Annotated in this window: 22 protein-coding genes; 6 read left to right on the top strand and 16 right to left on the bottom strand. The window is 46.2% G+C overall.

What is annotated here, in order from left to right; translation table 11 throughout:
• Window positions 1-16: 16 nt before the first annotated feature.
• Genes ACY652_RS01800 through nadC form a run of 3 tightly spaced genes read right to left on the bottom strand, consistent with a single transcriptional unit; the run spans window position 17 to window position 2,366 of the window.
• Window positions 17-817 (bottom strand): M48 family metallopeptidase, encoded by an 801-nt coding sequence (locus ACY652_RS01800; protein ID WP_462266216.1) that lies wholly within the window; start codon window positions 815-817, stop codon window positions 17-19.
• Window positions 818-823: 6 nt separating this feature from the next.
• Window positions 824-1,471, bottom strand: coding sequence for a glycerol-3-phosphate 1-O-acyltransferase PlsY (gene plsY / locus ACY652_RS01805; protein WP_462266217.1), 648 nt, complete (start codon window positions 1,469-1,471; stop codon window positions 824-826).
• Between the two features lie 49 nt (window positions 1,472-1,520).
• Window positions 1,521-2,366, bottom strand: coding sequence for a carboxylating nicotinate-nucleotide diphosphorylase (nadC, locus tag ACY652_RS01810; RefSeq protein ID WP_462266218.1), 846 nt, complete (start codon window positions 2,364-2,366; stop codon window positions 1,521-1,523).
• Window positions 2,367-2,502: 136 nt separating this feature from the next.
• On the opposite strand from nadC, the gene gpmI reads away from it, so the two are divergent.
• On the top strand, window positions 2,503-4,026 hold the full coding sequence (gene gpmI, locus ACY652_RS01815; RefSeq protein WP_462266219.1) for a 2,3-bisphosphoglycerate-independent phosphoglycerate mutase: 1,524 nt from the start codon (window positions 2,503-2,505) through the stop codon (window positions 4,024-4,026).
• Window positions 4,027-4,078: 52 nt separating this feature from the next.
• Complete coding sequence (locus ACY652_RS01820; RefSeq protein WP_462266220.1) at window positions 4,079-4,573, top strand: hypothetical protein; 495 nt, start codon at window positions 4,079-4,081, stop codon at window positions 4,571-4,573.
• Here ACY652_RS01820 and ACY652_RS01825 read toward each other — a convergent pair.
• Window positions 4,570-5,160, bottom strand: coding sequence for a tetratricopeptide repeat protein (locus tag ACY652_RS01825; RefSeq protein WP_462266221.1), 591 nt, complete (start codon window positions 5,158-5,160; stop codon window positions 4,570-4,572). The genes ACY652_RS01820 and ACY652_RS01825 overlap by 4 nt on opposite strands.
• 410 nt (window positions 5,161-5,570) lie before the next feature.
• Here ACY652_RS01825 and lon point away from each other — a divergent pair, with 410 nt between their 5' ends.
• Both lon and ACY652_RS01835 read left to right on the top strand, forming a co-directional pair.
• Window positions 5,571-8,048, top strand: a complete 2,478-nt coding sequence (gene lon, locus ACY652_RS01830) for an endopeptidase La (RefSeq protein WP_462266222.1) — start codon at window positions 5,571-5,573, stop codon at window positions 8,046-8,048.
• A 68-nt stretch (window positions 8,049-8,116) separates the two neighbouring features.
• Window positions 8,117-9,070 carry a lipid A deacylase LpxR family protein gene (locus ACY652_RS01835; RefSeq protein ID WP_462266223.1) on the top strand — a complete coding sequence of 318 codons (954 nt, stop codon included), beginning with the start codon at window positions 8,117-8,119 and terminating at the stop codon, window positions 9,068-9,070.
• On the opposite strand, the gene arfB is transcribed toward ACY652_RS01835, so the two are convergent.
• Window positions 9,064-9,468, bottom strand: a complete 405-nt coding sequence (gene arfB / locus ACY652_RS01840; protein WP_462266224.1) for an alternative ribosome rescue aminoacyl-tRNA hydrolase ArfB — start codon at window positions 9,466-9,468, stop codon at window positions 9,064-9,066. The two genes, ACY652_RS01835 and arfB, sit on opposite strands and share 7 nt — an antisense overlap.
• A gap of 57 nt (window positions 9,469-9,525) precedes the next feature.
• Here arfB and cmk point away from each other — a divergent pair, with 57 nt between their 5' ends.
• Window positions 9,526-10,206: a (d)CMP kinase gene (gene cmk / locus ACY652_RS01845; protein ID WP_462266225.1), complete on the top strand. Its 681-nt coding sequence runs from the start codon at window positions 9,526-9,528 to the stop codon at window positions 10,204-10,206.
• A gap of 31 nt (window positions 10,207-10,237) precedes the next feature.
• Here the strand turns inward: cmk and ACY652_RS01850 are convergent, their stop codons facing one another.
• A complete protein-coding gene (locus ACY652_RS01850) occupies window positions 10,238-10,711 on the bottom strand; it encodes a deoxycytidylate deaminase (protein WP_462266226.1) in 474 nt (157 codons plus the stop codon).
• Window positions 10,712-10,944: 233 nt separating this feature from the next.
• Window positions 10,945-12,579 carry an MFS transporter gene (locus ACY652_RS01855; protein ID WP_462266228.1) on the bottom strand — a complete coding sequence of 545 codons (1,635 nt, stop codon included), beginning with the start codon at window positions 12,577-12,579 and terminating at the stop codon, window positions 10,945-10,947.
• Between the two features lie 182 nt (window positions 12,580-12,761).
• Here ACY652_RS01855 and ACY652_RS01860 point away from each other — a divergent pair, with 182 nt between their 5' ends.
• Entirely contained in the window at window positions 12,762-13,415 is a 654-nt protein-coding gene (locus ACY652_RS01860) for a LysE family translocator (RefSeq protein ID WP_462266229.1), read from the top strand.
• 133 nt (window positions 13,416-13,548) lie between these two features.
• Here ACY652_RS01860 and ACY652_RS01865 read toward each other — a convergent pair whose 3' ends face one another.
• The 9 genes from ACY652_RS01865 to nuoH all read right to left on the bottom strand — a co-directional run bounded on the left by ACY652_RS01865 (window position 13,549) and on the right by nuoH (window position 24,758).
• On the bottom strand, window positions 13,549-15,456 hold the full coding sequence (locus ACY652_RS01865; RefSeq protein WP_462266230.1) for an amidophosphoribosyltransferase: 1,908 nt from the start codon (window positions 15,454-15,456) through the stop codon (window positions 13,549-13,551).
• 151 nt (window positions 15,457-15,607) lie between these two features.
• Entirely contained in the window at window positions 15,608-16,915 is a 1,308-nt protein-coding gene (locus ACY652_RS01870; RefSeq protein WP_462266231.1) for an ammonium transporter, read from the bottom strand.
• A 106-nt stretch (window positions 16,916-17,021) separates the two neighbouring features.
• Entirely contained in the window at window positions 17,022-18,518 is a 1,497-nt protein-coding gene (locus ACY652_RS01875) for an NADH-quinone oxidoreductase subunit N (RefSeq protein ID WP_462266232.1), read from the bottom strand.
• 5 nt (window positions 18,519-18,523) lie between these two features.
• On the bottom strand, window positions 18,524-20,134 hold the full coding sequence (locus ACY652_RS01880) for a complex I subunit 4 family protein (RefSeq protein ID WP_462266233.1): 1,611 nt from the start codon (window positions 20,132-20,134) through the stop codon (window positions 18,524-18,526).
• Window positions 20,134-22,239: an NADH-quinone oxidoreductase subunit L gene (nuoL, locus tag ACY652_RS01885; protein ID WP_462266234.1), complete on the bottom strand. Its 2,106-nt coding sequence runs from the start codon at window positions 22,237-22,239 to the stop codon at window positions 20,134-20,136. The genes ACY652_RS01880 and nuoL overlap by 1 nt, the downstream gene beginning before the upstream one ends.
• 6 nt (window positions 22,240-22,245) lie before the next feature.
• Entirely contained in the window at window positions 22,246-22,551 is a 306-nt protein-coding gene (gene nuoK, locus ACY652_RS01890) for an NADH-quinone oxidoreductase subunit NuoK (RefSeq protein ID WP_462266235.1), read from the bottom strand.
• Entirely contained in the window at window positions 22,548-23,099 is a 552-nt protein-coding gene (locus tag ACY652_RS01895; RefSeq protein WP_462266236.1) for an NADH-quinone oxidoreductase subunit J family protein, read from the bottom strand. The genes nuoK and ACY652_RS01895 overlap by 4 nt, the downstream gene beginning before the upstream one ends.
• Entirely contained in the window at window positions 23,096-23,686 is a 591-nt protein-coding gene (locus ACY652_RS01900; protein WP_462266237.1) for a 4Fe-4S dicluster domain-containing protein, read from the bottom strand. Before ACY652_RS01900 ends, ACY652_RS01895 begins: the two co-directional genes overlap by 4 nt.
• Before the next feature lies 1 nt (window position 23,687).
• Window positions 23,688-24,758: an NADH-quinone oxidoreductase subunit NuoH gene (gene nuoH / locus ACY652_RS01905; protein ID WP_462266238.1), complete on the bottom strand. Its 1,071-nt coding sequence runs from the start codon at window positions 24,756-24,758 to the stop codon at window positions 23,688-23,690.
• Window positions 24,759-24,766 lie beyond the last annotated feature (8 nt).

The raw sequence follows: 24,766 nt of genomic DNA on the forward strand, positions 1-24,766 counted from the left end.
GGCCGTGCAGTTTTGTTTAGCGGTGGTAATATTTCATGGCTTCGGGTACCAGGTTTCTCAGGGCGGCTATCCGTGTAGCATCAGCCGGGTGCGTACTCAAAAACTCGGGCGTGGTACTGTTGCCCGAACGTGAAGCCATACGCTGCCAGAACGCTACCGCCTGATTAGGATCGTATCCGGCCATAGCCATAAAAGTTAAACCGAGGCGGTCAGCCTCAGATTCCTGATTACGTGAATATTTAAGCAGCACCAGATTGCCGCCCACACCATACAACTGGTTAATAACACCAACAGTTGTACTGCGCGAAGTACTGGCAGCAACACCAATAGCGGCCCCCAAACCTTGTGAAACATATTGCTGAGATACCCTTTCGGCTGAGTGGTGCGCAATAGCATGTGCAATTTCGTGCCCCATAACCGTAGCCAGGCCGGCATCATCCTGCGTGACGGGCAAAATGCCGCTATATACCGCTACTTTACCGCCGGGCATACACCAGGCGTTTATTTCATCACTTTGTATGAGGTTAAACTGCCACTGGTAATTGTAATCATTACCATAGCCGTTGTTTTGTAAATAACGTTCAATAGCGCTGGCCAGCCGGCTGCCTACCTGCTTTACACGTATGGCATTGCTGGTACCGGTTATTACTTTGGTTTTAGGATCGGATAATAATTGCGTATAGCTTTGTGCGGCTGATTGATTGATGGTAGCATCGCTCACTACATTAAACTGCCGCCTGCCGGTTAAGGGCACGGTGGAGCAGGAATAGAAAGTGAAGGCTAAACCTATTGCTGTAACAAGTTTGTTAAGTTTCATAAAATCTTAAACAGCTTTTCGTTTAAAAAGGTTTACTTTCGATTCCTTGCCCTTTAATAAACGTTCAATATTTTTCTGATGCGTAACCAAAATCAGCACAAAAATACACATGCCGTATATGATTACCGATTTGATATAAACCGGAAATACAAAAGTTACGCCAAGCAAATAAGTAAACCCTCCCAGAATGGAGCCTAAGGAAACATAGCGGGTGATTAACAGCACCGCAATAAAAACAGCCACGCAAAGCAGTGCCGAGGGCAGGTTAATAGCCAGCACCATACCAAATAAAGTAGCTACACCCTTACCGCCCCTGAAGCCTGCAAAAACCGGAAACAGGTGCCCCATTACCGCTGTGATGCCCAGCGCCAGTTCATAATTAGTAAAGGCAATGGAATGATACGCACCGGTGATTGAGATACCAATAAAGTAAGCCAGGTTGGTGGCCGTCCAGCCTTTCAATATATCAATTACCATTACCGGTATACCAGCTTTTTTACCCAATACCCTAAAGGTGTTGGTTGCCCCTGCGTTACCACTGCCATACTCGCGCACATCGATACCATAAAATGCCTGGCCTATCCATACCGCGGTAGGTATAGAGCCAAACAGATAGGCTAACAGGAGTGCACCGATAGAATAGATAGATAACATTTTACCTGCAATATTAATAAAAGGCGGTTGTACTCACTATTAAAATCGCTTACTTAACTGCTTTTAAACTCAAATCGAGGCTTTTTGCGGAGTGGGTAAGCGCCCCAACAGAAATATAATCTACTCCGCAGGCGGCGTAATCATATATGGTTTCGGTTGTGATGCCGCCCGATGCCTCAGTGGCATATTGCCCATTCACAGCAGATACAGCAGTTCGCAAATCAGCCAGGCTAAAGTTGTCAAACATAATACGGTCAACACCGCCGGCCTCCAGCACTTGCTGCAATTCCTCAAGGTTACGTACTTCTATTTCTATCTGCAAGGTACGGCCGGTATGTTGCAGGTATTGGTGCGCATTGGCAATGGCGTTCTTAATCCCCCCGGAGTAATCTACATGGTTATCCTTAATCAAAATCATATCATACAGCGCATAGCGGTGATTAACGCCGCCGCCTATCCTTACCGCCCATTTTTCAAAATAGCGAAAGTTGGGCGTGGTCTTCCGGGTGTCCAGCACTTTGGTGTGGGTGCCCTGCAGTAACTGCGTAATCTGATTGGTCTTGGTAGCAATACCGCTCATACGCTGCATGCAGTTGAGCACCAGGCGTTCGGCCTTTAATATGCTGTGTGTGCTGCCAGTTACCTCAAAGGCAATATCTCCGGGCTGCACTGCCGCACCGTCCTGCAGATATACGTCCAAATGCAGTTGCGGGTCGATAACGCTGAATATCTCAGCTGCCAGTTCTACACCGGCCAATATGCCCTTATCCTTTACCAGTAATTTAGCCTTGCCCTGTGTACCGGCAGGAATGGTAGCCAGTGAGGTATGGTCGCCATCGCCCACATCTTCGGCTAAGGCGTTGTTTATAAATTGATGTACCAGTTGTTTATCCAAGGTAGTTTGAATTTCAAAAGCTCAAAAGTAAAAACAATTGACGTTTATTTAGTTTTTGAATAATAAAACAGGATTTACGCCGCCCTTTTTCAGGCTCACGCCGTTCATATCTGTACAGGCTTTATATATTTGCACCGTGGAACAACATAAAAAAGTAGCGCTTCTGATATTAGATGGCTGGGGCTACGGCCGCCAGGATAGTTCAAACGCCATTTACTCGGCCAATACCCCTTATTTTGATGCTTTGCTTCAACAGTATCCCAACTCAAAGCTTACCGCTTCCGGCACGGCTGTAGGGCTTCCTGAAGGGCAAATGGGCAATTCTGAAGTAGGCCACATGAATTTGGGGGCAGGCCGCGTGGTGTACCAGGAACTGGGCCGCATACACAAGGCAGTGGACGACCACGAGCTGCCTGGTAACCCTATAATTAAGGAAGCATTTGAATACGCTAAACAGAACGATAAGGACGTACATTTCATCGGCCTGGTATCTGATGGTGGGGTGCATTCGCATACCCGGCATCTAAGGGGCTTATGTGATGCAGCAATGGAATACCAACTGAACAAGGTATTCATCCATGCCTTTTTGGATGGCCGCGATACTGATCCAAACTCCGGTAAGCAATATATCAGCGAATTACAGAACTATATCAGCGGCAAGCCTGTTCAACTGGCTTCATTAATTGGCCGCTATTATGCGATGGATCGCGACAACCGCTGGGAACGTGTAAAACAGGCGTATGATTTGATGGTAAACGGCACAGGCAAGTTTGCTACTGACCCGATTAAAGCCATTGAAGAATCATACAGCGATGGTGTAACCGATGAGTTTGTTAAGCCTATTGTGCTTACGCACGATGATGAGCAGCCCATTGCAGTAATCAAGGATGGTGATGTAGTCATCTGCTTTAACTTCCGTACCGACCGGGGCCGGGAGATTACGATTGCCTTAACGCAAAAATCCTTCCCGGAGCAGAACATGCACCCATTGCAGTTGCATTATGTAACCATGACCACCTATGATGATACCTTTAAAGGGGTGAAAGTGGTATTTACCAAAGATGACCTGACCTATACTTTGGGCGAGGTGCTGGAAACCGCCGGTAAAAATCAGATACGTATTGCCGAAACTGAGAAGTATCCGCACGTAACTTTTTTCTTTTCGGGCGGACGTGAAAAGGAGTTTGATAACGAAAAACGACTGCTGGTTCCTTCGCCTAAAGTCGCTACCTATGATTTGCAGCCCGAAATGAGTGCTGAAGGGATACGCGATGCTATCTTACCTGAACTGCAAAGCGGCTGGCCCGATTTTATATGTCTCAATTTTGCCAATACCGATATGGTAGGCCACACCGGCGTGTTCGAAGCAGTAGTGAAAGCAGCCGAAACGGTAGATGCCTGTGTGAAAGCAGTGGTGGAAACCGGCCTGCCAAACGGTTATTCCTTCATCATCATTGCCGACCACGGTAATGCTGATTATATGGTGAATGCTGATGGCTCACCTAACACGGCGCATAGTACCAACCTGGTACCCTGCATTGTTATTGACAAGGATGTAACTAAGGTAAGGGATGGTAAACTGGGAGATATTGCCCCCACCATACTTAAAATGATGGGAATAACAATTCCTGCGGTAATGACTGGCAATGTACTGGTGTAAACAACAATTTGCCTTCCTGCTATTCACCGCACTTGGGTTATTAATATCCGGCTTGCAGTCCTGCAAGCCGGATATTAAAGAAACAGGTGTTTCAATACAATATTTTGATCTGAAAGGCTATTTTAAAGGCGATTCAGCGCGGTTAAGCCGCTTACACCCGGTAGTTACCAAAACCGTAGCGCAAAACCATCAGGAAGAAACACAGCGTGTAACCATTAAAAATTGGGGCGAAGAATTGAGCTTGTTCAGCCAGTCTGACATTAATAAACCTGCCTGGCGGCAGAGTTACAGCGTTACCACGTCCCCTGCCTTTACAATTTATACAGCTACCGACCCTAAGCTGATTACCCGAAAGATTGTGCTTAGCCGCGATAGCATTACCCACAAGATAAAGTGGATATTAATTAACAATTACACAAAAAATCTGCTGTATACCTCGGTAGAAAAACTTACCTATTTTCCGGATTCGCTTTACCAGATAGAGAAAAGGCAACATATTCGCTTGCTGGGTACCAACCTGTACTTAATTAAGGGGAAAATCAATTAATGATGCGCATTTAACGCGCTGAGTTTTTCCCGGCAAGATGCCATCAACTCAGAAATATCGTACCGGCCAGCGTTATTTTCAAGCACTTTCTTAAAATCGCTGATGGCTGCCTGCAGTGCTTTCTGTCCCATCGGCTTATCAAAAATTTTGGTACCTCCCTGCAATTTAAAAGTACCGTAATCTTTATAAGCCAGGCCCCGTATCTGGTAAAAACGGGTTTCGCCAGGTTGTAACAATAACGCCTTACTCATATCGTTAATAGCGCCTAACATGTGCTTCTCGCGTTCTGTATCTTTAAGTTGAATGTCTTTTGCCAGATAGCTTTTAGCACGGGAGCGCCAATAGTAAGCATCCGCATCTGCTGGTTTAATATCAATCACCTTAGAGTAGGCAGCTACAGATTTACGGTAATTTTCGCTGTGGTAATAGGAATAACCCAGCATTAAGTAAGCGTTAGCATTGCTGGAATCAATATAGCAAGCTTTTTCCAGCTGGCGAACTGCGGTTTTAAAATCTCCGTTCATCAGCGCCTGCTGCCCCATTTTTACATAGGCATTTTGCGCTTTAGCTTCAAATGAAGATATCAATATAAATGATAAGAGTACAGATAACCGCATCGGGACCACTTTAGCAACAAATTTACTTTTACAATAACTTATAACAAAAGCTTTTATTACATCCGCTTTGTAAAATGTGGAAAACTTTGATATTAATCTCCTTTAACAGCTTGCCATAACTACTTTAGCAAAAGACTGCCGAATTTGCATAGCATCAGTAGATCAATTCTACCCAAAGCCTTATTTTTTCAAGTAAGCATCTGACTAACAACAATTTGTGTATTTACTTAATATTTAGCTTGGCTTACCGTACTGGCTTGGCATATCAATTGAATTATACAACTTGCAAAAAATAGAATAGTTTTTTACCTTATTTTTGCAGGCCGGTACTGTACTGTACTGCCATGTTGACATTTTATTTTCTATATAGAGGCCAGCCGATGAGTTTTAACCCTTTTGATTTTAAGAGCGCTTTACCCATGATAAATGAAGATTCTGAGTTCTTTCCGTTGATGTCAACGGAAGACGAAGAAGAAATGAATAACCAGCCTGTTCCCGAAGTTCTTTCCATTTTGCCTTTACGCAACACCGTATTGTTTCCGGGTGTGGTAATTCCGATTACGGTAGGCCGCGATAAATCTATCAAACTTATACGCGATGCCAACAAAGGCGAACGCCTGGTAGGTGTAGTTGCCCAGCAGGATGTAAGCATTGAAGACCCGACGTTTGATCAGCTGAATGCCGTAGGTACCACAGCCCTTATTGTAAAGATGCTGCAAATGCCCGATGGTAATACCACGGTGATTTTGCAGGGCAAAAAACGCTTTGTGCTGAAAGAAGAATTACAAAGCGAACCGTACATTAAGGCCAGCGTAGAGCCGTTTATTGAAACGGCGGCGAAAAAGGAAGATAAAGAGTTTAAAGCCCTGGTATCGTCCATTAAAGATATGGCCATGAGCATTATCCAGCTTTCGCCCAATATACCGAGTGAGGCAGGCATCGCCATACGCAACATCGAGAGCACTTCGTTCCTGATCAACTTCATCTCTTCCAATATGAACGCAGAGATGGCGGCCAAGCAGAAACTGCTGGAAACCGGCAACCTGCGCGAGCGTGCCCGGATGATTTTGGAGCACCTGACCGTTGATTTGCAGATGCTGGAACTGAAGAATCAGATACAAACCAAGGTACGTACTGATCTGGATAAGCAGCAACGCGATTATTTTTTAAACCAGCAGCTAAAAACCATACAGGAAGAACTGGGCGGCAACTCGCCCGATCTGGAGCTGGAAAACCTGCGGGCACGCGGCCTGAAGAAAAAATGGGTTAAAGAGGTTAATGACCATTTCACTAAAGAATTGGAAAAGCTACAGCGCATTAACCCGGCTGCCGCGGATTATTCCATTCAGATTAATTATCTCGAACTGTTACTGGATTTACCCTGGAATGAGTTTACCAAAGACAACTTTGACCTGAAACGGGCCCAAAAAGTATTGGATAAGGACCACTTCGGCTTAGAGAAAGTAAAGAACCGCATTATTGAATACCTGGCGGTACTGAAACTGAAGCATAACATGAAGGCGCCTATTCTGTGCCTGGTTGGCCCTCCGGGAGTAGGTAAAACCTCATTGGGCAAATCAATTGCCAAAGCGCTGGGTCGCCGTTATGTACGCATGGCGCTGGGCGGTATACGCGATGAGGCCGAGATACGCGGCCATCGTAAAACCTACATTGGTGCTATGCCGGGCCGTATCATCCAATCCGTTAAAAAGGCTGGCGCTGCCAACCCTGTATTCATTTTGGACGAGATTGACAAAGTGGGTAACGATTTCAGGGGCGACCCTTCTTCTGCCCTGCTGGAGGTGCTAGACCCGGAGCAGAACAGCACTTTTTATGACCATTATGTGGAGATGGACTTTGACCTTTCCAACGTAATGTTTATTGCTACCGCCAATAGCCTGAGCACTATACAGCCGGCACTGCTCGACCGTATGGAGATCATCGAGGTGAATGGTTATACCATTGAGGAAAAGATTGAGATTGCTAAACAGCACTTACTGCCCAAACAGCGCGATGCCCACGGTGTGAAAACCAAAGAGGTTACTATCAAAAACGATGTAATGGAAAAGGTAGTGGAAGAGTATACCCGCGAATCGGGCGTACGCTCGCTGGATAAAAAAATCGGTTCCATTGTGCGCGGCGTAGCTAAAAGCATCGCTATGGAAGAAGAGTATAATTCCACCGTGAGCAAGCAGGATGTAGAAAAGATTTTAGGCGCTCCCATATTTGATAAAGACCTGTATGAAGGCAACGAGGTAGCAGGCGTAGTTACCGGCCTGGCCTGGACACAGGTAGGCGGCGATATTCTGTTTATCGAGGCCAGCCTCAGCCCTGGGAAAGGGCGCTTAACCTTAACGGGCAACCTGGGCGATGTAATGAAAGAATCAGCCACTATTGCGCTGGCTTACCTGCGGGCGCATTCAGGTTATTTTGACATAGACCCTAAGGTATTTGAGCAGTGGGATGTGCATGTGCACGTACCGGCAGGCGCTACACCCAAAGATGGCCCTTCGGCAGGTATCACTATGCTTACGGCCTTAACTTCGGCTTATACCCAGCGCAAAATTAAACCGCATGTAGCCATGACGGGCGAAATTACGCTGCGTGGCCGTGTACTGCCGGTGGGCGGTATTAAAGAAAAGATACTGGCGGCCAAGCGGGCTAATATTAAAGAAATCATCTTATGCGAATCAAACCGGAAAGATATACTGGATATTAAGGAACATTACATTAAAGACCTTTCCTTCCACTACGTAAAAGATATGCGTGAGGTAATTAACCTGGCATTATTGCAGGAGCAGGTAACCGAGCCGCTTAACCTGAGCGTAAAAGCTGAACCTCAGCCAGCGCTTAATTAATTTTTTAGGCTATTTAAAGAAAGCCGGAATTTTTACCCGGCTTTCTTTATTTTCGGCAATTGCAACTCATGAAATATTTATTAGGTCTATTTTTACTGGTTGTTACAGTCAACCGGTTACATGCCCAGCAGCACAGCCGCGAAGCCGGCTTTCAGAGTGATAATGACTCTTATCTGGGCAAAGGCTCCGATAAATATTATACCAATGGCACTTTTCTATATTACCGCCAGGCATTGCCGGTAGCCACTGCTAATACATCGCTTGCCAACAAAGTATTAGGCTTTGAAGCCGGACAAAAGATGTTCAACCCGCAGGGTGCTGTTATCCCTTCTGCACTTTATCTCGACCGCCCGTTTGCCGGTTACCTGTATGTTGGCTCCACGCTTAATTTTTTATATAAGAATGAGAGCAGCTTAAAATTAGGCGCACAGATAGGTATAACCGGCCCGGCAGCGGCAGGTAAAGAAACGCAGCAATTAATTCACCGTATATTTAACTTATACCAGCCCCAGGGCTGGCGGTACCAGATACATAATGATGCAGAACTTAATTTATCCGGCAGCTATACACGTAAATTAATTAGGCTTGGGCCTGTTGATGCTGCTGGCTATGCTTATGCCAACCTGGGCAATGGCTTTACCGGGGCCGGCATAGGCCCGCTGCTCAGGGCAGGGCTGCTCAACCAGTTGTTTAATTCGGTAAGCACACAAAGTACAGCTGTTAATAACGCCGCCGTTCAGCCGCTGCATAAATCAGAGCTGTTTGCATATTACAAACCGGTAGTTAATTATACGGCGTATGATGCCACAGTTCAGGGCAGTTTATTCAGGAGCCACCCGGCTAATGACAACGAATACACCAGCACGCCTGAACGCTTTGTATTCAGCCAGCAGGTGGGCGTTGCTTATGCGGGGCCGAGGTGGGTATTTGATGTAGCAGCCGTTTATCATACTAAAGATGTAACCTCTATGGTTAAGAAGCATCAGTGGGGTACGGTAACCGCGCTGTACCGCTTTCAGTAATCAATTTTCCGGAGCTGCTTTTTTACGGCGCGGATACGTTTCTGCTCCAGGCGTTTAACTTTGGCAGCCTTGCTGATTTTTACAGGCTTGCGCAATGCAGGCCTGTGCAATGCTTTTGTTAATAACTGGTAAAGGCGGTCAACCGCTTTTTGTTTGTTCAGGTACTGGCTGCGTTCCTCATCACAAATAACCTGCACATTACCATCAGCATTAATTCTGCCGGCTAACTGCTGCAGCAGCCAGTGTTTGTCATCCTCATTAAATAAACCGGAATTGGCAATTGAAAACAGCACATCAACTTTGCTGGCTACCTTGTTTACATTTTGCCCTCCCTTGCCGCCGCTGCGCGATGTTCTGTAGCGTACCTCCTTTTGAAGCGCCTCTTTAGTCATGTGCATACACAAAGTTAGCTTTAATCTGTAGAAACAGGCTGGTTTTTGTACCTTAGCATCCCGATGAGCAATAACATTGTGGTGGCGATTGACGGCTATTCGTCATGCGGAAAAAGCACGCTGGCCAAAGCCTTAGCCAAAAAACTACACTTTATATATGTAGATAGCGGTGCCATGTACCGGGCAGTTACCCTGTATTTTTTACGTAACCAGGTGAATTTAAAAGATGAACAGCAGGTAGCCTTAGCACTTCAGGATGTTCATTTGAACTTTCACTCCCGCGATTACGAAACGCATATCACTTTAAATGATGAGGAGGTATCGGACGAGATCAGACTGATGCCGGTATCAGAGAATGTAAGCGCCGTATCAGCCATTAAACTGGTACGTACCGAAATGGTAAAGCAGCAGCAGCGCATGGGCCAATCGGAAAACATTGTTATGGACGGGCGCGACATCGGCACCATGGTGTTCCCTGAGGCACAGCTTAAAATATTTATGACGGCCGACCCTAAAGTACGCGCGGAGCGCAGGCATAAAGAACTGCTACCTAAAAATCCGGAGATTACTTTGGAGGAAGTATTTGAAAATTTAGCGCACCGGGATTATGCCGATACCACCCGTGTGGAAAGCCCGCTTATACGGGCTGAGGATGCGATAATATTAGACAATACCAACCTTACCCCTGAGCAACAGTTGCAATTTGCTTTAGACAAGTTAGCGCCCTTTTTAAATAACGGCTGATATACTTCTTTACAAAAACAATAAGTAGTGCTTACAGAACTGCTTCGATACCCGGTTCAGTAAACAGCCGGGTTTGCACACCAAAACGGTTCAAAAAATCTACGCCTTCATCATTAAGTAGTCCTTTATAGGCGGCATAAGAGCTTTTATAAATCACCTGCCTGATACCTGCCGAGTAGATGAGCCGGGCACAGGGCAGGCAGGGCGATAGCGTTACATACAAGGTTGCCCCTTCCAGCTTTGAACCATTTTTAGCCGCGTACAAGATGGCATTCTCTTCGGCATGTAAAGCTAATGAGCAACTGCCTTTGGCATCACGTGCACAGCCGGTAAGCGGCCATTCTTCATCGCAGTTATGCGTACCTGCAGGCGGCCCATTGTAGCCAATGGATATGATACGCGTATCGCGGGTTAAAACAGCGCCAACCTGTGCCTTTACGCAATGAGAGCGCCTGGCCAGGTCGGTTGCTAAATTCATAAATATCTCGTCGAAACCTAACTTCATACGGTTACATTACTTATTTCGTTGCTGTTCACCAATTAAAGCTGCTTATTTGCGAACCATTAATTATTCGTTACTTGCTGCATTTAGCTGTACTTACCTCTGCGCTGTTTAGGTGATGCCGATAAAAGTCCCTCTGTTGAGATTGCATTACTTACAGCAAAAACAAACGTCCTGAAACACATTTAATAATATGTTTCAGGACGTTAAAGTAATACGGCTATAATATAACTGCCTTAGTGCCCTGCACCAGCTTCGATATGGTCAATATCAATTCCTTGCTTGCGCAACTCCGAGCCGGCTTTCCAGGCAAAGAACGCCAGGTAGGCAAAGCCAATTACAGGTATAATATAAGAGAAGTGAATACCGCTCATGCCCGGGATGATATTATTGCTGCCATCGGCTAAAATACCCTGTACCGGAGGAATGATGGAACCACCCAATATCATCATAATTAATAAGGATGCGCCCTGGCTGGTATATTTACCTAAGCCAGCCAATGAAAGGGCGAAGATGGAAGGCCACATGATTGAACAGCACAAACCACCGCTGATAAAAGCATAAGTGGCCACAATGCCATGAGATAATAGACCAACAATCATGAAAGCTACGCCGAGTAAACCAAATATAGTTAAAGTACGGATGGGCTTCTCTTTACCTAACAGGAACCCGATTACTAAAAACACAACGCAAATGCCATAAGGTGCAAGAATACTTAAATCTGCATGACTTATGTAGTTAGCTGCCAGCACTACCGCAAAAGCGATATAAGGTACAACCACCGTTAAAATGGTACGGCCGGTTTTAGACACATCAAAAACGCCGATGGCTCCGGTCCAGCGGCCTATCATCAAACTGCCCCAGTATAAAGAAATGTAGGGTGCAATGTTGCGGGCCGATATACCACCAAAGGCAGGCGTTTCTAACAATGCCCCCATGTTACTCTGAATAGTAACCTCTACCCCTACATAAGTAAAGATAGCCAGCATGCCCAAAATCAATTGCGGATATTGCATAGCGCCCCAACCCTTTTTTTGCTTGGTAGCGGTTGATGAAGAGGTGATTAGAGAAATCAGGATGATGAATAAGGCGCTGTACACAAAATAAGCAGGTGATAAACCGGTAGCATTGCTCAACGGTGTAGCTGCCAAAATAAAGCAGAACGCAATGAAGATAACGAAAAGCGGCAGGTTTGCTTTGCTGCTTTGCTCGATCTGCTCATCGCTGGTAACTTTAGGCAGTTTAGTTACCCAAAAAAACACCGCCAATACCAAAAATAAAGCGGCTAATATGTAATACAACATATTTACTGACGAAATAGAAACAGTACTGGCATCTGCACTGGCAGCGGCAGAACCAAATAACAGAAAGCTCACCACTACCGGCCCTAAAATACTACCGAAGTTGTTTACACCACCGGCCAAATTTAAACGCGTTGAACCGGTTTCGGGCGGGCCTAAAGCCACAATAAACGGATTTACCGCTGTTTGCTGCAACGAAAAGCCGATGGCTATAATAAAGAATGCGGCAAGAATAAACCCAAACACACCTGAATTAATAGAAGGAACCATTAACAAAGAACCTACGGTGGAAATCAACAAACCGATAATAATGGCATTTTTATAACCAATCTTATTTAAGATATCCACCCGGCTTGCCTGAGATGCAAAATACAGAATTAATGAACCGATGAAATAACCACCATAAAAAGTAAAGTCGATCAATTGTGACTCAAACTGCGAGAGGTGAAAATGAGCTTTACAAAAGGGAATGAATACACCATTTGATGCTGCCGAAAATCCCCAGAAAAACCAAACAGTAATGAGGGAATATAGAGCCGACCGATTATTGGCCGTACTGGTTTGTTCCATAAATAAGAGGTTGTTAATAGTTAGTTAAAGCCTCTAACATACCGTATTTTTACAATATAATGTACACCATTACAAAATAATTGTATCTAATTTTCAGATTACGTTGTTTATCATTAGTATGTGATAAATTGCATCTTCGCAATCATCAATCCCATTAACGAGCAGATAATAAGGTAACATTAATGATAGAAGCTATTATTTCGGGTATTGGCGTAGGGTTGATTCTTACCTTTATTACCGGCCCGGTGTTTTTTGCCTTAATAAAAACCAGTATCGAAAGCGGTTTTCGTGCGGGCGAAGCCCTGGCTTTTGGCGTGGTTTGCAGCGATGTGGTATTTGTGGGCGCTATCCTCTTCGGCTCACAGTTTTTTGAAGTTACGCCTGCGCAGAAGATTTATGCCGGCATTACAGGCAGCCTGATCTTACTGGGAATTGGCATACATTACCTCCTTAAAAAAGCGGTGGTACAATACAATGACCATGAACCGGCTGCTGTAAACCGGATGGGGTACTTTTTTAAAGGCTTTCTGATGTGCATCTTTAACCCGGTAATGCTGTTTCACTGGATTACCGTCATCGGCACGGCAAGTACGCTATACCATAAAGGAGTGCACAACCGGGAACTGAAGATGGCAATTATGTTCGTCACAGTGCTGATCGTGCAGTTTACCATGGATTCTTTAAAAGCGTATTATGCCAACAAGCTGCGCAAGCGTATCTCCCCCAAACTGATACACCGCCTTAACTACGCCGCCGGTATCGCCCTTATTATTGCCGCCTTTGTAATTGCCGACCGGCTGGTTACACATTTTGTATTTCCGCCGATTGAAGCGTAAGCCCCCCAACCCCCTAAAGGGGGAGGAGTTGGCTGACAATAATAAAGGAGAGTGTATCACTCTCCTTTATTATTATAATCTGCTTCTTGCTTAAACATGCTAACATACTCCCCCTTTAGGGGGCTGGGGGGCATTACATATAGGCCCGTTGGTTCTTGCCTTCCATCCAGTTGGCAAAGGCTTTGTTCACCACTTTATTACCGCCGGGAGTAGGATAATTACCAGAGAAATACCAGTCGCCCAAATGATCAGGGCAGGCTTTATGCAGGTTATCCAGTGTTTGGTAAATCACCTGTACCTCGGCATTTATACCTTTTGGTGTAATAATCTGTGCAATACGGTCAGATATTTCCTCATCAGTAAACGGCTCGTAAATAGCCTTTACATAATTTTCTACCTGTTCTTTGGGCAAAGCTGCGCTCGCTTTAGCCTTTTGGTAAGCCTCTACAATGATATCTTCTTTACCGGCATCCTTCAACAAGCTTACTGCAGCCTCAAAAGCAACAAACTCCCCCATGCGCGACATATCAATGCCATAGCAATCGGGGTAACGGATTTGCGGGGCGGAAGATACCACCACAATTTTTTTAGGCCCCAAACGATCCATAATTTTCAGGATGCTTTGCTTTAGTGTAGTGCCACGTACAATGGAATCGTCCAGCAGTACCAAACTGTCTGTACCATGCTTTACCTGCCCATAGGTGGTATCATAAACGTGCGCTACCATCTCGCCCCGGTCGGCATCCTGCGTAATAAAGGTACGAAGCTTTACATCTTTGATCGCTAATTTTTCTACCCGTGGAGCAATAGCAAGTACCTCATCAATTTCTTCGTCGGTGAGGTTGCCGTTACGGTTCATCAGGCGCTCGCGCTGGTGCTGTTTAATGTATTTATTTACGCCTTCTACCATACCGTAAAAAGCGGTTTCGGCAGTGTTAGGGATGTACGAAAATACAGTATTTGTAATATCGTGATTTACTGCTTCCAGTACCTGAGGACACAGTAATCTGCCCAGTTGCTTACGTTCACGGTAAATGGATGCATCACTGCCCCTTGAAAAATAAATCCGCTCGAAGGAACATGATTTTTTCTCCCTGGGCGCACTGAACTGATCTTCGCAAACAAAGCCATTCTTCTTTATAATCAGCGCGTGGCCGGGTTTTATTTCCTGAATATCTTTTAAAGGAATATTAAAGGCCGTCTGAATGGCCGGGCGCTCAGAAGTAACTACTACAACTTCATCGTTCTGATAATAAAATGCCGGGCGTATACCGGATGGGTCGCGCATCACAAAGGCATCGCCATGCCCCAGGATGCCAGCAATAGTATAACCGCCATCCCAGCTTTTGGCAGATTTCTTTAAGATTTTGGCAACATCCATGCTATCACCAATCATCTTGCTGATCTCTATATTATCATCGTTACCCTCGCGCTTAAACTGATCGAACAGGCCCTGTACCTCGGTGTCTAAAAAATGACCTATCTTTTCGAGCACGGTTACCGTATCGGCTTTTTCTTTGGGGTGCTGCCCTAATTCATATAACTGCTCCAGCAACTCATCTACGTTCGTCATGTTAAAGTTACCGGCAATCACCAGGTTACGGGTCATCCAGTTGTTCTGGCGTAAAAACGGGTGGCAGCTTTCAATGCTGTTTTTACCATGTGTGCCGTAGCGCAGGTGCCCAAGTAATACTTCGCCGGTAAAGCTCATATTTTGCTTCAGCCAGTCAGCATCCTTCATTTTTTCGGGATACTCTTTTTCTACCTCGGCAAACTTACGCTGTATGTACTCGAAGGTGTCAGCCACTGCATTGGAAGCCATGGAGCGATGGCGACTGATGTAACGCCTGCCCGGCTCTACATCCAGTTTGATGGTAGCTACACCGGCCCCATCCTGCCCGCGGTTGTGCTGTTTTTCCATCAGCAGGTACAGTTTGTTTAAGCCGTACAGGGCGGTGCCATATTTTTTCTGGTAAAAAGAGAGTGGCTTTAACAGGCGTATGAAAGCAACGCCGCATTCATGTTTAATCTGATCGCTCATGATTGATTATGGGAAGCGCAAAGGTACGATTAATACACAAGGTTGAACAGGTTAGTTTGTCATGTTAAAGCATTTATGGCAACAAAAAACCCGGCTTAGGGAGCCGGGCTTTCATCAGTGTTAAGTTTAAATTATCAGGGCATCGTATCTTTTACAACCGTTCCCCGTGCTGGCTGATATCCAGACCTACGGTTTCATCCTCAGCCGAAACGCGCAACGGTGTGATCAGGTCGGTTATTTTCAACAATAACATAGAGCCAAAGAATGCAAATACAGACACCGCTATCAAGGCCAGCAGCTGTGTTAAAAACAATTTAGTTTCGCCAAAGAACAACCCGTTATCTGTTACTGCGGCATTTACATTTTTATGCGCAAACACGCCGGTTAGCAGCATGCCTACCATACCTCCTACACCATGGCAGGGAAATACATCTAATGTATCATCAATTTTGGTACGGGTGCGCCACTCCACCATCAGGTTACTTACTACAGCAGAAATAATACCGATAGCTAAAGCATGGGGCACCGTAACGAAGCCTGCAGCAGGTGTAATGGCTACCAGCCCGACCACAGAGCCGATACAGGTACCCATGGCCGAAGGCTTACGGCCGCGCAGAATATCAAAAAATACCCAGCTCACTCCGGCAGCCGATGCAGCAGCCGTAGTGGTAGCCATAGCTGTTACGGCCAGCGAAGTAGCCGCCATGGCAGAACCGGCATTGAAACCAAACCAGCCAAACCAAAGCAACCCGGTGCCAATAATTACATAAGTAATGCGGGCAGGCGCATGATTGGCCTGATTGCGGCCTTTTAAATACAATGCCGAAGCTAAAGCTGCCCAGCCAGCCGACATATGCACAACCGTACCGCCTGCAAAATCAAGTACGCCTTTTTTAAACAGGTACCCGTCGGGGTGCCAGGTGCAGTGGGCCAGCGGCGAATAAATGAATATTGAAAACAGTATTAAAAATACAATATAGGAGTTGAAGCGGATACGTTCGGCAAAGGCCCCGGTGATGAGCGCCGGGGTGATGATGGCAAATTTTAGCTGATACATGGCAAACAACAACAACGGAAAGGTAGGCGCCGGCTTCCATACCGCATTGCCCAGCATCCCCTTCATCATGAAAAAGGTAGCCGGATTGCCAATGAAGCCACCAATGCTGTCGCCGAAGGCCAGGCTGAAGCCAAATACCATCCATATTACAGTGATGATCACCATACAAATCAAACTTTGCAGCATGGTGGAAATGACATTCTTTTTATTCACCATACCGCCGTAAAAAAAGGCAAGGCCGGGCGTCATGATCAATACCAGTGCAGTGGAAATCAGCATCCAGGCAACATCGCCTGAATTGAATTTAGGCGCCGGGCCTGATGTATCCAGCTGAACTGAAGGAAACAGGAAAGACAGCACCAAAACCACCAGAAGAAACAAGAAAGGAATATACCGTTTCATAAAAATTTATTAAAAATTTATTTAACGGCCTGAAAGTAGGAAATAATCTAAGTAAAAACTCATTTTGTTTAGATTTTTTCAAAATACTCCGAATATATTTCAACAATTAAAGATAATTACTCAAGTAATCCGGAAAAATTCCTAATAAAAGAATACATATAGTGATTATTACTACTAATATGGCAAGATACGGCGCTATTTTAACTACAGAATGTACGATGCTTGACCTTCTCAGGAATAAATGCAGGGAAATCTTGAAATAATAGAACAAAGACACTACAGTAGTTAATGCCCCTGTACTTAATGCCGCCAGCAGCCACAAATTGCCGGTTTGCTTATATAGGGTATAAATGGCCGAAAATACCAGCAGTTTAGCGTTAAAACCGGCCGTTACCGGCAAGCCGGTAAGCGATATTAATAAGATTACAAAACAGACCGAAGCTACAGGGTACCTGATACCTAACCCGCTGTAATCAGCTACCTCCTCCGCCCCTGCAACATTGCTGAAATAAGAAGCCAATGCCAGTGTGCCGATATTAGCTATAGCATATATAAACAGATAAAAGCTAAGCGCTGATATGCCCTGCACCGTAAAGCACAGTGCAGCCATCAGCGCAAAGCCGGTATGCCCTATGCCCGAATATGCAAGCAGGCGCTTCACGTTAGTTTGCCAGATGGCAGCAAAATTCCCCACCAGCATGGTAATAATGCTGGTGATAGCCAGGGCGGTTTGATAATTGATAAACTGCCCCTGCTTATCATACACCAGTGGCATTAAAAAGTTAAGCAGCAAGCCAAAAGCCGCAATTTTAGGTAAGGTAGAAATGTAGGCCATTACCGGTGTGGCCGAACCCTGGTATACATCGGGCACCCAGAAATGCAGCGGCACTGCGCCCAACTTAAACCCGATACCTGCCAGTATCAGCAACAGCGCAAGGATAACGGATGATGGATTGAGCTGATGTAATGTAACTACCATTGCCGGATCATATACACTTATTGAACCTGTAAAGGCATACAGCAGCGAAATGCCATACAACATCACTGCCGATGACGCCATACCAAACAGGATATATTTCAGGCTGGCCTCAGCACTTAAGGCTTTGTTGGATTGATAGGCAACCAGCAGGTACGAGGCAATGGAAACCATCTCAATGGACAGGTACATAGTTAACAGGTTAGCCGCCATTACCATGAGGTGCAGACCGAGTACGGAGCCAACAATGATGGTATAAGCATCACCTAATCCTTTCGGATGTTTTTTGAGCTGTGCATCCCAGGGGAAATATAAAAGCAGCACAACGGCAAGCACATCTATACCCAGTTTGAACAGTACCGCCGGGCGGTGAATGAGCAGTGCATTACTGAACAGCAAGCGAGGCGCAGCCACCGTAGCATATTGATAAACACCTGCTATGATCACTACCCCTAATCCTGCACAGGCAATAATCCGGCTTATACGTGCCGATTTGGTTCTGAAAATTAAATCGGCAGCCAGTACCAGCAGAAACAAAACGGTAAGGCAAATCTCCGGCTTAAAGTAAGCAATGCCGGATAGCACATCATCCAGTTTGGCAGGTAGTGTGGGCAGCAGTTCCTTCATGTAAGTTATTGTATTACATTTTGCATGTAAGAAACCAGCGCCAATACCGAATCATTGATTTTTGACAGCACCAGTGATGGCATGATGCCTAATACCAACGCCAATAATGCCAGGGGCACCAGGGCAAACTTTTCGTTTAGCGCGAGCGGATGTAATGCTTGCTTCCATTCTTCCGCGCCCTTAAGTAATACCTTGCCGAAAAACATGCGCTGCAGCGTCCATAAAAAGTAGGCGGCACTCAGTAATATACCTATTGAGCCGCAAACCGCCATCCATTGCGGCAGCAGGCCGTTTGTAGTACCCGATTTAAAAGCGCCTGCCAGCGAAAATGCTTCGGCCACAAAAGCCGAGAAGCCCGGCAAGCCTAACGAGGCAAAAAAAGCAATCACCACGAAGGTGGTGTATTGCGGCATTAGTGTACCCAGGCCGCGAAAGCTGTAAATATCCCGGTCATGCACACGGGTATAAATCACGCCTACCAGGAAGAACAGCATGGAGGATAAAAAGCCATGACTCACCATTTGCAATGTAGCGCCGCTAATGCCTTCTGGCGTTTGCGAAGCAATACCCAAGAGCACAAACCCCATGTGTGATACCGAAGAGTAGGCAATTAACCGTTTTAAGTCGCGTTGGGCTAACGCATTCAGGGCGCCATATAATATAGAGATCACACCCAATAAACCCAGCCACCAGGCCCCTGCGTGTGCTATATCAGGAAAGATACCTATGCAGATACGGATGATACCATAGCCCCCGATTTTCAGCAGCACGCCGGCCAGCAATATGGATACCGGCGTGGGCGCTTCTACGTGTGCATCGGGCAGCCAGGTATGCAACGGTACTACCGGAACCTTAATGGCAAAGGCAACAAACAAAACGATAAACCCAACTACCCTCGCCGGCAGGCCCAACAGCGTATGATGCCCGGCTATGGAAAATATAGAATCCGCCTGATAATTGGCCGGGTTCATCATCTGCACAATATTAAATGTATGGCTGCCGGTGGCCGGATCGGTTACTGATAAATATAGCCCTACCATTACCAGCAGCATAAACACCGAACCGAATAAGGTATATAAAAAGAATTTCATAGCAGCATACTCGCGTTTGGCTCCGCCCCACATCCCGATCAGGAAGTAAAGCGGCAGCAGCATCAGCTCATAAAATAAATAGAACAGAAAGAAGTCCAGCGCACAGAATACGCCGATAACCGCCATATCCAGCAGCAGGAACAAGGCAAAGAACCCCTTTAAATTTGTTTTAATTTCCCATGAAGCCAGCGCAGCAATTACCATTACCACAGCGCTCATTACAATGAGCATAATGGATATACCATCCACCCCTACAAAATAATCTACCTGCATTTTGCCGGCAGCGCCCAAATTCAGGCTGATCCAGGGCAGTTTCTGCACAAACTGATACTGGTCTTCGTGATTAATTCCACCATACGCGGCACCAGTTTTATACTGCGCATACATCCATAAGCTTAATATTACCTGTACCAAAGTAGCGCCCAATGTAATATACTTATAACTGTTGCGCCATGCCGAAGGCAATACCAGTATCAGCATACCAAACAGGGCCGGAACAAATATGAGCAGTGTGAGCATGTTCATCAGGTTGATTTCAGTAATTGAACAATAAATACGGCCAGCAATACCAGCAGCATACTGTAAATATAATATTGCACCTTACCGTGCTGAAACGAGCGAAAGAAGTTGCCAATACCTTGTACCATGAAGGCTAAAAAGTGCAGCAAGCCATCTACAATGTAACGATCTGCCCAGGCGGCAGCAACGGACAGGTATTGTATACTTGATTTAAACGCATCCAAAAATCCGTCAATCACAATGCGATCAAAATTATATAGTGCCGTACCCAGTTTCAGCACACCTTTCACAAGGAACAGCCGGTAAAAATCATCAATATACCATTGCCGGTAAGACAGATTGTACAAAAAGCCGCTTTGCGGGAACACTGCTTTGCGTTGCACATATACAGCGTATGCCCAGTATATCAGCAGCAAGCTCACCAGGTTAACACCTGCCGGCACAAGCGCATGATAGATATTTTCTCTGATGCTATAATTAACAGGCAAAGCGCCGCTAAAGAGCCATGAATGTGTGTAGGAAAAAGGATTTAGCGAGAACCAGGGAAACAAACAGGCCAATGACAGGAGGATGAGCGGCACCCGGTACTGCCAGTTGCCGTCGCTGATGTGAAAATGCGTATCGGGCAGCAGCTCCTGTAATTTGAAGTTGCCAAAGAAGGTTTTAAATATCAGTCTCGCCACATAAAATGCGGTGAGCGCGCTGGTAAGCAGGAGCGTAATGGGAATGATCTTCAACCAGGCGTTTCTGTTATCCGTCCATTCAAATGCCTGAATAAGAATGCTATCCTTAGATAAAAATCCGGAGGTAAATGGTACACCTACCAGCGCCAGGCCGGCTATACAGCAGGCTATAAATGTAAGCGGCAGATGTTTGCGCAAGCCGCCCATAGTTCTTATATCCTGCGGGTCAATATCAAGCTGATGATCAGTCTTAATATGCTGCAGGTTATGGATTACCGAACCAGCACACAGGAACAGCAGGCATTTAAAAAAGGCATGTGTAACCAGGTGGAACAGCGAGGAGGCATAGGCGTCAATACCCATAGCCGCAATCATGTAACCCAATTGCGATATGGTGGAGTAAGCCAGTATACGTTTTAAATCGTTTTGCGTAAGCGCGATTGTGGCCGCCATAAACGCCGTAAAACAGCCAATAACCGCCAAAAAAGTACGCTCTTCCTCGTTAAAAAGCGGGAAAACGCGCGCTAAAAGAAATACACCTGCCGCCACCATAGTTGCGGCATGTATTAAGGCCGAAACAGAAGTAGGGCCTTCCATTGCATCGGGCAGCCAGGTATGCAGCGGAAACTGTGCCGATTTGGCAGCAACGGCTAAGAATATACCGGCACCGGTTATATAATACCATATTGCAGGTATTCCTTCATTACCAAAAATTGCCCAGCCGTTTGTGTGCATGAATGGGGTTAGCCATTTTCCATTATTGATGATTGCGGAAGGCTGATCAACGATGCCATGTTTACCAAATAGCTCTGCCAAGTCGAAAGTACGATATTGCGAAAACAGGATGCCGATAGCAATGAGCAAACCCACATCGCCGATACGGTTCATGATAAACGCTTTTTTGCTGGCCTGTGCGGCGCTCTCGCGGGTGAACCAGAAACCGATGAGCAGGTAAGACGAAAAACCCACCAGTTCCCAAAAGGCATAGAACAGCACTAAGTTATCGGCCACTACCAGCGCCAGCATACTGAAGCAGAAGAAACTGAGGTAGCTGAAATACCGCTTGTGCTCCCCCTCCTTCATGTAAGCCATAGAGTAAATATGCACGGGCAATGCTACCAGTGTTACCAGCGCCAGCATCAATACCGATAAGTTGTTGAGCAGTATACCAGCAAACACCTGCGTGTTCCCTATCCTGAACCAAAGCTGCCGGGCATGAACGTCATGCATATTCCATACCCTGCTAAAAATACAAACAGCCAGGGCAGCGCTTGCCAGTATAGCTATTGCTGATATTGCCCCAGAAACCTTACTACCTGCCTTGTCCGGCAAACAAAAATTAATCAGAAATGCAACAAATGGCAGCACTACCGCCGCTAAGGCGTAGTAAACCGTTTGTACATCATGATATGGTAAAGCTGCGTTCAAATTGCGTTAATCTCTTAAATCTGTTATTTCTTCGGGGTTAATAGTTTTATAGCGGCGATATACATTCAGTATAATTGCCAGTGCTACGGCTGTGCTGGCCGCGGCCAGCACAATGGCAAATAAGGCAAAGGTTTGGCCGGTGTTTGCCATTTTATCAAAGCGGCCAAAAGCTACCAGATTAAGTATAGCGGCATTCAGCATCAGCTCTACTCCAATTAATATCTGTATAGCGTTACGTTTGGCTACCACCATGTACATGCCGATACAAAACAGGGCAGCGCTTACCAACAGAAAATGGGTTAAGGAAATCATACTTCCTGCGGCTCCTTTCTGGCCAGATGTGCCGCTCCTGCCAATGCCATCAGCAATAGTACGGATATAGCTTCAAACGGCAGCAGATACCTGGTCATGAGGTTAACGCCGGTATTGCCGATCATCACATCGTTGGGCATAATCACATTCTTGCCGGCTACAGCATTTGTTATCCACGGCAAATTACCGGCATCCTGCTTTAACATTAAATTTACCAGCACCACCAAAAACAAACCCGACAGCAGCAGCGCAGGCAATTTAGCTACCGACAACCATTTTACCGGGGTTTGCTGCAGCGCTGCCAGGGTTTCGCGCCCCGAAAGCATAAAGGCAAATATAACCAATACCAAAATACCGCCCACATACACGACCACCTGGGTAATGGCTACAAAATCGGCCAGGGCCAGTACATATAAACCCGCTAAGGCAAACAGCGTGATGAAGAACATGAACACCGAACGTACCAAATTAGGCGTAGCGGCCACATACAAAGCCGAGCCTACAGCCATAGCTGCCATTACGTAAAAAAGCGACTGTATCAGGGTCATGCCTTACCCTCCTCTTTCTTTTGCATGGCGGCTAACTTGGCGGCCTGCTTCTCGGCCAACTGCTTATCTAACAAGGCGCGTTTTTCGGCGGCCTCGCCGGCGGTCATTTCCGAGAAAGCGTAGGTAAGCGCACCCAAGTCAGCTACACTGCGGTCGTACTGGTTGGTCATGGTAATGCATTCGGTAGGGCACACTACGGTGCACAGGCCGCAATACATGCACTTGGCCATATCAATATCAAACTTAGCCGCGTACAGGCGCTTGGTGGTACCATCCGACGTTTGCCCGATAGCCTCTGTCGCCTTGATGGCATCAATGTCAATGCAGTCTACCGGGCATACCTTGGCGCAAAGGTCGCACACAATGCAGTCGTCAATTTCCACATCCAGCTGGTAACGGCCCACTTCGGGTACCGGCAATTGCTGTTTGGGGTATTGTATGGTATTGGTGCCTTCCAGCTTTTTAAAATAATTATCGCTGCTTACGGGCACCACGTTGCGCTTCTTTTTTGACGAAAAGAAATGCCTTATGGTGAGCATCAGGCCCTGCCATGCAGTAACGAAACCACTTAACGCATTTTTGATCATCTTACATTACATATAAGCGCCACACGCCCGAAATTAGCATACACAGAAAAGCCAGCGGGGTAAGCACCTTCCAGCACAGGTTCATCAAATGGTCTACCCGCAGGCGGGGCAGCGTCCAGCGTATCCACATCTGCACACCTACCAACCCTACTGATTTTAACAATATCCACAGAATACCCCATGAAATGCCGGTAGTCCAATTGGCCAGTTTTACCGGGCCGATATTGGGCAGCGGCGTATTCCACGCCCCTAAGAACAATATAGCGGCCAGCATCGATACCAAAAACATCATGGAATACTCCGCCAGAAACAGCAGGGCAAAGCGCATACCGCTAAACTCGGTATGAAAACCGGCCACCAGTTCAGATTCCGCTTCAGGGATATCAAAAGGCGCACGGTTACTTTCGGCCAGCGAGGAAATAAAATAAATGATGAAAGCTAATAGCAGATGGGGCGCCCTGATGATATTCCAGCTCAGGATGCCACCTACGGCAGACATATCCCACAATCCCCAAAGCTTGTTTTTTTCTGCTGAGAGGATGCCCTGCTGCAAGGCTACCTGCTGCAAATCCAGCGTTTGGGCGATCATTATCACGGAAATCAGTGCAAAGCCGGCAGGAATCTCGTAAGAGATGATTTGCGCAGCCGAACGCATGGCACCTAAAATAGAGTATTTGTTATTGGAGCCCCAACCGGCCATCAGGATGCCCAGCGTTTCGATAGAGATAATGGCAAAAATATAATACAGGCCGAGGTTGATCTTAGAAGGTACCAGGCCGGGCGCCCATGGAAGCGCGGCAAAACCCAGATACACCGCCACAAAGATGATCACCGGCGACAGGGTAAACAATATCTTATCGGCTGCAGCCGGAATAATCATTTCCTTTTGCAGCATTTTCAGCATATCAGCCACTACCTGCAAGGAGCCATACTTGCCGGTTTCGGTTGGCCCGAGCCTGTCCTGGATAAAGGCTGATATTTTACGCTCTGCATACACCCCAAACATAGTGAATAGGCCCACAAAGGCAAAAAGCCCGGCCGCTACCAGTATATGTATGATGTAATAATTCAACAGTACAA

Source organism: Mucilaginibacter sp., from assembly GCF_965200995.1.
Lineage (GTDB): Bacteria > Bacteroidota > Bacteroidia > Sphingobacteriales > Sphingobacteriaceae > Mucilaginibacter.